Annotated in this window: 11 protein-coding genes; 8 read left to right on the top strand and 3 right to left on the bottom strand. The window is 65.0% G+C overall.

The window, feature by feature from the left end; translation table 11 throughout:
* Genes AB0P23_RS20685 through AB0P23_RS20670 form a run of 4 tightly spaced genes read left to right on the top strand, consistent with a single transcriptional unit; the run spans position 1 to position 4,196 of the window.
* Positions 1-1,365, top strand: a complete 1,365-nt coding sequence (locus AB0P23_RS20685) for an NtaA/DmoA family FMN-dependent monooxygenase (RefSeq protein WP_048317248.1) — start codon at positions 1-3, stop codon at positions 1,363-1,365.
* Positions 1,362-2,102, top strand: a complete 741-nt coding sequence (locus AB0P23_RS20680; protein WP_363799135.1) for a DUF1684 domain-containing protein — start codon at positions 1,362-1,364, stop codon at positions 2,100-2,102. Before AB0P23_RS20685 ends, AB0P23_RS20680 begins: the two co-directional genes overlap by 4 nt.
* Entirely contained in the window at positions 2,099-3,223 is a 1,125-nt protein-coding gene (locus tag AB0P23_RS20675) for an LLM class flavin-dependent oxidoreductase (protein ID WP_363799133.1), read from the top strand. The genes AB0P23_RS20680 and AB0P23_RS20675 overlap by 4 nt, the downstream gene beginning before the upstream one ends.
* Positions 3,224-3,260: 37 nt before the next feature.
* Complete coding sequence (locus AB0P23_RS20670) at positions 3,261-4,196, top strand: NADP-dependent oxidoreductase (protein ID WP_032401083.1); 936 nt, start codon at positions 3,261-3,263, stop codon at positions 4,194-4,196.
* A 24-nt stretch (positions 4,197-4,220) separates the two neighbouring features.
* On the opposite strand, the gene AB0P23_RS20665 is transcribed toward AB0P23_RS20670, so the two are convergent.
* Both AB0P23_RS20665 and AB0P23_RS20660 read right to left on the bottom strand, forming a co-directional pair.
* Positions 4,221-5,078 (bottom strand): LLM class flavin-dependent oxidoreductase, encoded by an 858-nt coding sequence (locus AB0P23_RS20665; protein WP_032374713.1) that lies wholly within the window; start codon positions 5,076-5,078, stop codon positions 4,221-4,223.
* 1 nt (position 5,079) lies between these two features.
* Positions 5,080-6,099, bottom strand: a complete 1,020-nt coding sequence (locus AB0P23_RS20660) for an aldo/keto reductase (protein ID WP_032369853.1) — start codon at positions 6,097-6,099, stop codon at positions 5,080-5,082.
* Positions 6,100-6,207: 108 nt separating this feature from the next.
* On the opposite strand from AB0P23_RS20660, the gene AB0P23_RS20655 reads away from it, so the two are divergent.
* Positions 6,208-6,783 (top strand): TetR/AcrR family transcriptional regulator, encoded by a 576-nt coding sequence (locus AB0P23_RS20655; protein WP_197077414.1) that lies wholly within the window; start codon positions 6,208-6,210, stop codon positions 6,781-6,783.
* A 29-nt stretch (positions 6,784-6,812) separates the two neighbouring features.
* Here the strand turns inward: AB0P23_RS20655 and AB0P23_RS20650 are convergent, their stop codons facing one another.
* Positions 6,813-8,627, bottom strand: coding sequence for an FAD/NAD(P)-binding protein (locus tag AB0P23_RS20650; protein ID WP_032374715.1), 1,815 nt, complete (start codon positions 8,625-8,627; stop codon positions 6,813-6,815).
* Between the two features lie 126 nt (positions 8,628-8,753).
* Here AB0P23_RS20650 and AB0P23_RS20645 point away from each other — a divergent pair, with 126 nt between their 5' ends.
* The 3 genes from AB0P23_RS20645 (at position 8,754) to AB0P23_RS20635 (ending at position 11,723) form a co-directional block, all read left to right on the top strand.
* On the top strand, positions 8,754-9,164 hold the full coding sequence (locus AB0P23_RS20645; RefSeq protein ID WP_027494254.1) for a nuclear transport factor 2 family protein: 411 nt from the start codon (positions 8,754-8,756) through the stop codon (positions 9,162-9,164).
* 327 nt (positions 9,165-9,491) lie between these two features.
* Positions 9,492-10,364, top strand: coding sequence for an LLM class flavin-dependent oxidoreductase (locus AB0P23_RS20640; RefSeq protein WP_027494253.1), 873 nt, complete (start codon positions 9,492-9,494; stop codon positions 10,362-10,364).
* Positions 10,365-10,376: 12 nt separating this feature from the next.
* Entirely contained in the window at positions 10,377-11,723 is a 1,347-nt protein-coding gene (locus tag AB0P23_RS20635) for an LLM class flavin-dependent oxidoreductase (RefSeq protein WP_363799129.1), read from the top strand.
* Positions 11,724-11,738: the final 15 nt, after the last annotated feature.

Here is an 11,738-nt window from a genome sequence, read left to right as displayed (position 1 = left end):
ATCTCGAAGCGGACCAAGAAGCAGATCCACCTCGGCGCGCATTTCCCTGGCGTCAACAACACCACCGTCTGGACCGACCCGGCGTCGAAGAGCCAGATCGAATTCGATTCGTTCGTCCACCTGGCCGAGTCCGCAGAGCGTGGGCTGTTCGACTTCTTCTTCCTCGCCGAAGGTCTGCGATTACGCGAGCATCGCAACAAGATTCACGATCTCGACGTCGTCGGCCGTCCGGACACGCTCACGGTGTTGAACGCGTTGGCATCGGTGACGACGAAGCTCGGACTCGCCGGGACGATCAACACCACGTTCAACGAGCCCTTCGAGCTCGCCAAGCAGTTCTCTTCGCTGGACCACCTGTCCGACGGGCGCGCGGCGTGGAACATGGTGACCTCGTCCGACGCGTTCACCGGAGAGAACTTCCGACGCGGTGGCTACCTCGACCGGGCCGACCGCTACGTGCGAGCGAACGAGATCATCGACGTCGCCCGAGAGTTCTGGGATTCGTGGCAGTCCGATGCGTTCGTCGTCGACCGGGATCGAGGTGTCTTCGGCCGAGAATCCGAGATCCGCACGGTCTCGCATTCGGGTCCTCAATTCGATGTGACGGGCCGCTTCACGTTGCCGCGCAGTCCGCAGGGACACCCGGTGTTGTTGCAGGCCGGCGATTCCGACGAAGGTCGTGAGTTCGGTGCGGCCAAGGCGGATGCGATCTTCACCATCCACGGGACGCTGGAGGACGGGCAGAAGTTCTACACCGACGTCAAGGGAAGGTTGGCCAAATACGGCCGCGAGCACGCAGACCTGAAGGTGCTGCCCGCCGCGACGTTCGTCCTCGGGGACTCGGCCCAGGATGCAGCCGAGAAGGCCGACCATATTCGGCACCAGCAGGTCAGCGGCAAGACTGCTATCTCGTTTCTGGAGCAGGTGTGGGGACGAGACCTGTCCGAGTACGACCCGGACGGACCGTTGCCCGACGTCGAGCCGAGTGGTGACGTGAGCATCACCCGTGGCCGCGCTCGCCACGGTGACCCGAGAACCCTTGCGCAGCAGTACCGCGAGCGTGCCGAGGCCGAGAACCTGAGCATCCGGGAGCTCATCATCGCGGTGACGACCCGGCAGCAGTTCGTCGGAACGCCGGCACAGGTAGCTGAGGACATCGACAGCTACGTCCAGAACGATGCGTGCGACGGGTTCATCCTCGTCCCGCACATCACGCCGGCCGGGCTCGACGAGTTCGTCGACAAAGTCGTCCCACAGCTGCAGGATCGCGGTAGTTTCCGTACCGAGTACACCGGGAACACGCTGCGTGATCACCTCGGTCTGCGTCACCCGTACCAACAGCGTGAAGGAGTGCGAGCATCGTGAGTGAATTCGAGCAGGACTGGAAGCAGTGGCACGCGGACCGGGAAGCGTCCTACGGCGATCCACTGGGATGGTTGTCGCTGACCGGATTGTATTGGCTGACCGACGAGTTCGAGATCGTTGCCGATCTGCCCGGCCGATGGCGGGCCGATGCGGACTCGGTGACCGTCGAGGGAGTGGACGGGGTGACGACTCTGAATCCGGTGGAGGGTGCGCCCGGGATCCTCGTCGACGACGGTGAACGCCGTATCGAGGTCATCCGCCGCACCGGCGCGGTGGCGCTACGGGTCCACGATCCTAAAGCTTCGACCCTGCAGTCCTACAACGGAATACCGGCCTTCGAGCCCAGTGAGGAGTTCGTGGCCCGCGCCACGTTCACGCCCTACGACGCCCCGGTCACCGTGACGACAGGTGCCGTGGTCGAGGGTCTCGAACACCACCACACTGCGGTGGGCACCCTCGATTTCGAGCTGGCCGGTACGGCCCAGCAGTTGGTTGCGTTCGGCGGCAACGACACTGGTCTGAAGGTTCTGTTCACCGATGCCACGAGCGGGGTCACCACGTACCCGGCAGCGCGGATCCTCGCTGTGGCGGAACCCGAGGATGGCTCCGTGACACTCGATTTCAACCGAGCGGCGAACCTGCCGTGCGCGTTCACCGACTACGCGACGTGCCCGGTCGCGCCGGCGGAGAACCGGCTGACGGTGGCTGTCGAAGCAGGGGAGAAGACGCCCGGATGACGCGCGTGCCGCTGTCCGTTCTCGACCTGGCACCGATCAGCGCTGGGTCGAGCACTGCTCAGGCGCTCCGGAATTCGCTCGATCTGGCACGACAGGCCGAAGAGTGGGGCTACGAGCGCTACTGGGTTGCTGAGCATCACTTCGTCGCTGCGGCCAGTTCTGCGCCTGCCGTACTGGTGGGTTTGATTGCGGCTGCCACCAATCGCATTCGTGTCGGATCGGCTGCGGTCCAGCTCGGTTTCACGACAGCTGCTGCCGTAGTGGAGTCCTTCGGAACGGTGGACGCGCTGTATCCGGGTCGTATCGATCTTGGTGTGGGTCGATCCGGGCAGCGCAGAGCAGCAGCCCTGACCGGTGCACAGCAGGCTGCGCCCGAGCACGCGGTGTCATCGGAACACGGTGGACTGTTCCCAGTGGCGCCCGCTGCGGCGACCCCGCGAACGACCCCGCTGCTGGCTGCGTCTCTGGCTGCGCTGCAGCAGCCGCACGCTGAGGTCCCGGAATTCGTCGATCAACTCGACGACCTTGTTGCGCTGCTTGCCGGTAGCTACGAGCGCGACGGGGTGCCGTTGACGGCACGCCCGGGTGTCGGGGCCGATGTGGCGCTGTGGCTGTTCGGCAGCAGCGCTGGGCCGACTGCCCGTGAGGCCGGTGCCCGCGGTCTGCCGTTCGCGGCGAGTTATCACTTCAGCCCGGGGACGACTCTCGAGGCGATCGACGAGTATCGCCGTGCTTTCGTGCCGTCGGCCCGGTTGTCCTCGCCGTACGTGGCGGTGTCGGCCGATGTGGTTGTTGCAGAAACGGATTCGCAGGCCCGTGAGCTGGCAGTGTCTTTCCCGCAATGGGTGCACAGCATTCGCAGCGGTCGAGGTGCGATCGAGTACCCGGATCCGAAGAACGTGGCACCGCTGACCGGCGAGCAATACGAGCTCGTCGCTGATCGAGTGGACACTCAGATCGTCGGATCTGCGGCGACGGTCGCGGTGAAGCTCGACGCCCTGCAGGAAGCGACCGATGCGGACGAACTCGTGCTCACCTCGGTCACATACGACCATGCGGACCGGCTGCGCTCGTACGAATTGCTCGGTAGGGAATGGGGACTGCCGCGCCTGCGGATCTGAGCGGAACATTTGCGTCGTGGTGACCGTTGTACCGCGCATGACACGAGTTGCAGTTGCAGCGTCCTACGGTGGACCGGACGTCATCGAGATCGTCGAACGAGAGCTGCCTGAACCGTCCGAGGGCCAGGTTCTGGTCGAGGTCAAGGCGATCGGCGTCAACCCCTTCGACTACAAGAGCTACAGCGGCGCCTTCGGTACCGACGGGTCGAAGCTTCCGATTGCGTTGGGCAGCGAGGCGTCGGGCATCGTGGTGGCGGTCGGAGGAACCGTCGAGGGCCCGGTCGGTCCTGTCGCCGTCGGCGACGCGGTGGTTGTCTCCGGCCAGAACGGTACGTACGCCGAGAGGATTCTGGTTCCTGCGCGGTTCGTGTTCCAGAAGCCGGAAGCGTTGGACTGGAACGTTGCTGCGGGAGTACTCGCCGTGGCTGGAACGGCCTACGACGCACTCGAATCCGTCGATGTCACGAGCGGAGACACTGTTCTCGTGCATGGAGCGGCAGGCGGCGTCGGGTCCGTGGTGGCTCAGCTCGCTCTGGAGCGCGGGGCCACCGTCATCGGGACTGCGCGCCACCAGAACCACGACGCGCTCCGGTCCTACGGTGTCGAGCCCGTCGAATACGGCGACGGACTGATCGACCGGGTACGAGCAGCCGCACCGAATGGGGTGGATGCGGCAATCGACACGGTGGGCACCGACGAGGCCGTCGACGTCTCTCTCGAATTACTGACGGACAGAGCGAGATTGGTCAGCACGGCCGCCTTCGGGCGAGCTTCGGCAGACGGGTTCCTCACCGTCGGTGGGCCGGTGAGTATGGAGCGTCGACGCCTCGCATCCCCGGTGCTGCTGGAGCAGGCGGGTGCAGGCGTATTCGAGGTCACGGTTGCCAAGACCTTCCCGCTCGAGGACGTGGCGAAGGCGCATGCCGAACTGCAGTCGACGCACCCGCGTGGAAAGTTCGTTCTGGTTCCGTGAGGACAAGGCCCGGCGCACGGGTTCTTACGAGCGATCGATGAACGCCTCGGTCACTCTCTGCGCGATGCCGTCGGGATAGGGGCCGGGGAGGATGAGAACGACATGATCGAATCCGGCGGCCACCGCGTCGCCGATGTCGTTTCTCGTTCTCTCGGGTTCTTCGAACGACATCCCGAGCGCGATCGATCGTGTGATCGCCCCTGGATCGCGCCCGATCTCGGCGCAGTACCGGTCCAGTAGTCTGCCTCTGTCCAGTGCGTCGGCCAGGTCCCCACCGGGAATGTTCCATACGTCGGCGTGTTCGGCGACGAGGCGCAGCACTCCTGCCGCCCGGCCGCCGATCACGATCGGCGGGCCCGGTCGCTGAATCGGTTTCGGATTCTGGAACGCCCCGACGAGGTCGACGTGGCTGCCGTGAAAGTCGAAGGGTTCGCTCTCGGTCCAGAGCCTACGAATCACCGTGAGCGATTCACCCAGTCGCGCAACAGCGTTCGCAGCGTCGCTGTAGGGCAGCCCGCTCCCGTCGTACTCCCGTCTCGCCATCGGCACGCTCGGCCGTGATCCGGCACCGATGCCGAAGTCCAGCCGCCCGTGCGAGACAGCGTCGACCGTAGTGGCGATCTTCGCGAGGATCGCGGGTGGACGAATGCGGTTGCTGGTGACCATGATTCCCAATCGCAACCGCTCGGTACGAGCGGCCAATGCGGACAGCATGGTCCAGCCTTCGAAGATCGGGCCGTCGAGGTCACCGCCGATGGGCATGAGGTGATCGAACAGCCACGCGTGCTCGATTTCCGGAATGCCGTCTGCCTCGCGCCACACCCGGAGCAGGTCGGCGTAGGAGACGTTCTGGGGAGGGGTCATGATCCCGTAGCTGACCATGTCAGCGTCTCCGCAGGGAGGCGTCGAGCAGTGCCGGCGGGGTGTCGAACTTGTCGTCCGGCGCGAGATCGACTCCCGGAGCTACGATCTCGTCGATCCTGTCGAGGACATCGGCCGGGAGGACGGTGTCGGCGGCAGCGAGCTGCGAGTGTAGGTGCTCGACGGTACGCGGCCCGACGATCGCGCTGGTGACTCCCGGATGAGCCGTCACGAAACCGAGTGCGAGTTGGATCAGTGTCAGTCCGGCTTCGTCGGCAACACCGACCAGTTTCTCGACGGCGTCGAGTTTGGCCCGTCCCGTGGGAGTGTCCGTGCCGAATCGCTCGGGCATCATCGCCGCGCGGTTGGTGGTGGTCTCTCGCCCGGCCCGGATGGCTCCGGAGAGGAAGCCGCCCGCCAGGGGACTCCACGCCAGAACCCCCATTCCGTACTCCTGCGCGACCGGAAGGACGTGGGATTCGATGCCGCGCTGCAGGATCGAGTACGGCGGCTGCTCGGTGACGAACCGCCCTAGACGGTGCTCCCGTGCGGTCCACTGCGCCTGCACGATTCGGTAAGCCGGATAGGTGGAGGAGCCGAAGTATCGAATCTTCCCGGCACGCTGCAGATCTGTCAGCGCCGAGAGGGTTTCCTCGTCGCTCGTGGTGGGGTCCCAGCGGTGTATCTGGTAGAGGTCGACGTGATCGGTACCGAGTCGGCGCAGACTGTTCTCCAGTTCGGTGACGATCCAGCGGCGGGAGCTGCCCTGATGATTGCGTTCGTCGCCCATGGGGTTGAACACTTTGGTGGCCAGCACGATGTTCTCGCGCCGACCTTCGATCGCCTTGCCGACCATTTCCTCGGATTGTCCCTGGCTGTACATGTCCGCGGTGTCGATGAGGTTGATACCGCCCTCGAGTGCGGCGTCGACGATCGCGGTTGCCTCGTCTTGCGTGGTGCGTCCGATGGCACCGAAGTTCATCGCGCCGAGCGAGAGAGTGCTGACCTGGACGCCGGTGCGTCCCAGTGTGCGGTACTGCATGGGGATCTCCTTGTGGCCTCTGGAGGGGTTACTCTGCGAGTAAGCGGAACAACGTTCCGTAAACAAACATACGGAACGTTGTTCCGTTTGTCGATGGCTGGAGGAACAGTGACCGAGGCCGAAGCCGAGCAGCCCAGAAAGCGGGCGGATGCGAGGCGCAACGAAGCGACCCTGCTCGACGCGGCGGCGGCTGCGTTCGTCGAGTCGGGAGTAGAAGTGCCGGTGCGCGATATCGCCAGGCGGGCCGGCGTCGGCGTGGGAACCATCTACCGGCACTTCCCGACGCGGGGCGACCTCGTCGTCGCCGTCTTCCGACATCAGGTGGAGGCCTGCGCCGTCGCCGGTCAGGAGCTTCTCGCCGGCCGCGAATCACCGCACGCGGCGTTGGTGCTCTGGATCGATCGGTTCGTCGACTTCCTGGTCAGCAAACACGGTCTGGCCCAGGCCATGCAGTCGGACAGCGCCGGATTCGAGACCTTGCACAGCTACTTCCTGAACCGGCTGGTTCCGGTGTGCGAGTCATTGCTCGACGCCGCTGCGGACTCGGGGGAGATCGCCCCGGGGCAGACCGCATTGGAGTTGATGCGGGCGGTCGGCAACCTGTGCATCGGTGCCACGGACAGCCGCTACGACCCGCGCAAGATGGCGCGGGTGCTGATCGCCGGACTGCGCATCGCGCCGTGATCCGGTCCGTTGTCCGGCCGACCGACGGTTCAGCGGCTGTGCCGCAGTAGTTCTGCCGCGAGCTGGTCGTTGTGTCGGAAGAAGCCGGCGTTGGTCCTCGGCCGCGGAAAGGCACTCGACCACGTGTGTCCGGCGACCCATGGACCCACCGCGTAGCGGTTCTCGGCCGCCTCTCCCGACGCGGTGATCAATCGAGAGCGCCCGTCGACAGCTACTTTCGCTGCGCTGTGCTCGGTGGCGCGGATGTCGGTGATGTCGCCGCGCGTATGCAGGGTGCGAAGCAATTCGTCTTCGGCGGCGGCGATGGTTGCGACGGGTAAGCGCGCGTCGATCAGAGTGTCGGCGTGCACCACCACATCGTGTGCAGAGCTACGGGCGACGAACGACCCGTTCTCCGTGGAGAAGGTGACATCGGGGCCGAGGAAGTGAACGATGTCGGCCCGGCTGAGGGCCAGGAGTTGTTCGAGCCGTTCCGGTGGCGGACCGCTCGCGACGAAACTGAAGAACGAGTGCAGCCACCCTTCCACATCGCCTGCGACCGACTGCGCCGAAATGCGCCCGCGTCGCAACAACTCTCCGATGGTCATGTACACCGAGAGCAGTGCCGAGAAGACGGCGGCATCCGAGCTGTAGTAGGGATCTGCTCGACGACGAAGGTCGGTCTCGATGTAGGTCTGCAGCTCGGTACCTACCTCATCGAGTCCCTCGAAACGCCGTCCGGCAAAGGGCTTGTCGAGCCGTGCCAGATCGATGCGGTCCTCGTCCTTCGGAACGAATTGCTCCACGAAGGCGGTGAGTTCCTGCGATCCCCAGGTGATCTCGCTCAATCCGATCTCGAACTCCGGCCAGGAGCCGACTGTTCGCTCGGGGTGGGCCGTGAACAACTCGTAGTAATGAGCCCAGGCCAGTTCTTTGGATGCGAGCGGCCAGATTTCGTCGCGGAAGTGCAGAGGGCCGTGGCCGGGGAAGGCGTCGGCGGTGAAAAACTTCGGGAGGGGCGGGCGCGCCGCGGCGATGTCGTAGGAGATCTTCGCGTGGTACGGAACTCCGCGCCGCGAACCCGCATAGAGAATCGGTTCGCGGCCGGAGGCGGTGTACTCGAGCACGCCGTCCGCGTTGCGGGCGAACGATCCACCGCGAGTTTCCGCGAGCAACACCATCCAGTCGATGAATGCCAATCCGAGCCCGGCAATCAGCACCGGTTCTCCCGCAGGCACTCGGCTGGGATCGAGATCTGCGGTGTATCCGGGGCCGATGTACGTCAGCCCATGGGTTCGGGAGAACTCATCGAGCTGTGATTCACGGTGCGATGCAAGCGCATCCGGATGTCCCTGGGCCAAGAGCACGGCATCGGTGCGGATGGTCGACCCGTCGTCGAGTAGCAGTACCTGGTCGGCGGTCAGGTCCGTCACCCGTGCTCGATGAACGTGAACGTGCGTGTCGGTGTCGGCAACGGCGTGCTCGAACACCCAGCTGAGGTAGCGACTCTGTAAAGTCCGCGACGCGAAGGAATGCGGACCGAAATCGCGCAGTTCGTCCCGCAATTCGAGGTCCTGGCGCAGGGTGTCGGCATGTTCCAGAACCCACTGCGCCAGCGTCGGACCGGGGCGAATCGGACCGTCGACGACGGTGGTGTCGTCGGTGAACATGGTGACGTCGGCGGCCACCGAATTCATCCACAGCAGCGGTGGTTGACTGCTACGCCAGATGCGACCGGCCCCCGGAGGGAACGGATCGACGACGTGGATGTGCAGCTCCGCATCGGACCGGCGCGCCAGCAGTCGTTCGAGTACACCTGTGCCGCGCGGACCCGCACCCACAATGGCGATAGTGAACGATTTCACCGGCGGCCCTCCATCTGACACTGTCCCACTACGAGAAGTATGCACACGCCGAAAGTCGTTGCTGCAGGGGCAAAAAATCACGATGAGCGAATGTCTTGCGTCCTGGCGGTCGGCTACCCTTGCTTCATGAACTCGTCCGCGGACCACTTGGTCGAGCAGTACCTCGATGCACTTCGACGGGCCGACGTCGATGCGGTCCTGACTCTGTTCGCACCCGGTGCGGTTGTGCACTCGCCGCTGTACGGACCGACGCCCGCATCCGACTTCTATCGCGCGCTTTTCGCGGACACCTCGGGTGCGACGCTGACCTCGAAGGGCGTCGCCGAAGGTCGTACGTCCGAGGGCGCTCGACTCGTCACGTTCTGGTTCCATTTCGACTGGAGACTGCCCTCGGGTGTGGCGGCCCCGTTCGACGTGGTCGACGTCGCCGAACTCGACGAGAACGGACGCATTTCTGCACTGTCCATCGTCTACGACACCGTGGATGTGCGGCCGGTCTTCGAGCGCGAAACCGGGTCCTCGTGGAGGTCGACGTAGGTCGCACGACCTGATCGGTGGCAGCACAGGCAGGGGGTCCGGGCCCGCGAAGTGGTGACCTCGTGCTGACACTGCGCGTCTACGTACCGGCGTCTACGTCGTTCGAATCAGCGTGATCGCAACGGGTGTGCTCTACAGCGGATGAACCTAGGGTCCACGTATGACCTGGCTGAAAGCACTGGCGGCGGCGTTGATCGATCGACTCGGAGCTCAGCCTGCCTGCACCGCCGCGGCGCTGGACTTCGGAACTCGTGGTTGAGCCGTCCGGTGAAGATCGTCGGTACAGAGGACGCAGGAACACGACGAGTGCGAAGGGCTGAACCGAGGATGACCGAGACGTTGTACTTCGCCGTCGAACTCGACGGGTTCGACGAGACACCTGCGCTCCTGAAGGAGAACGCGGCCGCCGCCGAACGCGCCGGCTTCACCCTCGTCACCTTCGGTGATTCGCTGGTCTCCTCACGCGAGCGCCTCGATGCAGGTACTCGTGCGGCATTCGTCGCCTCCACCACGTCCACCCTCGGCCTGGCTCCCACGGTCCACACTCTGACGACCGAACCGTTCTTTCTCGCAACACAACTCGCGAGTGTGGACCACGCCTCGCACGGCCGCGGGGCCTGGGTGGTCGGTGTCGACAACAGCGCGGACACTCACGCGGCTGTCGGATCCGAGGTCCGCTCCGAGACCACCGCCGAAGTGCGGGACGTCATCGACGTGGCGGGGCGGCTGTGGGATTCGTGGGAAGACGACGCCGTCGTTCGAGACGCGGAGTCCGGCCGGTATCTCGATCCCGCTCGCGTGCATCACGTGCGCTTCGAGGGCGAATTCTTCGACGTCGTAGGGCCACTGATCACTCCTCGTCCGCCGCAGGGGCAGGTCGTCGTCATCGGCGACGCCGACCTGGGAGTCACCGATCTGCTCGATGTCGCACTCGTACGCGGGGACGGGATCAGCGAGCAGGCCGACACCGCTCGCCGCGACGGAGCCGCGCTGGTGTTCGCCGATATCGACCACCTGTCGAAGGCCGAGGCCCTTGCCGGTGTCGTCGACGGCGTCCGGCTGCACCTCGGTGGTGCGGCGTTGAAAGAGCTTGCGGTACCGGCACATCTGATTCGTCGACCGACGCCGGGACTGTCGCTGCGGGAGAACCTGGGGTTGCCGCGTCCGGTCAGCCGCTACGCCGCGGCTGCGCACGAGTAGAGAAGAGCTGTCATGGGCATCATCGACCATCACCCGGACACCGGCGCACCGTTCGACCCGAACGCGCAAATTCATCTGGGCGTGTTCTATCCAGGGATCGGCGCGCAGACGGTCTGGGAGGATTCGCACGCCCCCGATCAAGTGGCCACCGACACGTTCGTCGAGGTCGCCGTCACACTCGAACGCGGTTTGTTCGACGCGTTCTTTCTCGGGGACGGTCAACGTATCCGAGAGAACCGTGGCGACATTCTCTCCACCGACATCGCCGGCAGGCCCGACGCCATCACGCAACTGGCGGCTCTGGCGTCGGTGACCGAGCGCATCGGACTTGTCGCGACCCAGAACACCACGTACAGCATCCCGGTGGAGTTGGCTCGTCGTTTGGCCAGCCTGGACGCGCTGTCGGACGGGCGCGCCGGATGGAACATCGTCACCACCGACAACGCCTGGACGGGTGAAAACTTCAGGCGCGGTGGGTGGTTGGAGCACGAACGCCGTTACGAGCGCGCCACCCAGGTGGTCGAACTGGCGAAGCAGTATTGGGCAGGTTCTCCTGTGGAGTTCCACACCGATCTGCTCGAAGCGGTTGCGGCACCCAACGTTCGGTCCAGTGTGCAGGGTAGGCCGGTGCTGTTCCAGGCCGGCGATTCGCCGGGAGGACGGGACCTCGCAGCCCGGCACGCCGACGTCGTCTTCTCGGCCAACAACGCCTACGACGCAGCGGTGGCCTACGCCAAAGATCTACGTGCCCGGACGGTTGCATACGGCCGACCGGCCGATGCCGTGAAGATCTTGCCCGGGGTGACCGTCGTACTCGGTGATACCGAAGCCGAGGCCGAAGAAAAGGTTCGGTGGCTTCGATCCAACGCGCACAACGGTGTTCGAGCCATCGCCTTTCTCGAGCACTACTGGGGCAAGGACCTCTCGGCGTACGACCCGGAGGGCCCACTACCCGACATCGATCCGGTGGACGCCGAGCTGGATCCGTCACGCGGCACGCTGTCCATCGACGCTCGGACCGGCAAACTGACTCAGATCGCGCAATGGCGAGCCCTCTCGGAAGAGAAAGGGCTGTCCATCCGAGAGTTGGTGCTCGAAGTGTCGCCGGCGTCGCGCTTCCACTCGGGAACCCCTGCGGCAGTGGCAGACCACTGGGCAGCCCTCGTGCGTCACCGTGTGGTCGACGGCTTCAACATCAACCCGTACCACTTGCGCGACGCTATCGGCGATCTGGTCGACAAATTGGTCCCGGCATTGCAGGAGCGAGGGGTGTTCCGTACCGAATACACCTCGACGACGTTGCGGGGACACCTGGGCCTCGACGGTGACGCTGTTTCCGACCGTGCACGGGCGTCGTGAAAATACTTCACGCGG

Origin of the sequence: Rhodococcus sp. NPDC077669 (genome assembly GCF_040686915.1) — a bacterium.
Taxonomy (GTDB): domain Bacteria; phylum Actinomycetota; class Actinomycetes; order Mycobacteriales; family Mycobacteriaceae; genus Rhodococcoides; species Rhodococcoides fascians.
The sequence above is the reverse complement of the archived record's forward strand: the minus strand, read 5'-3'. Positions and strand labels throughout refer to the sequence as shown.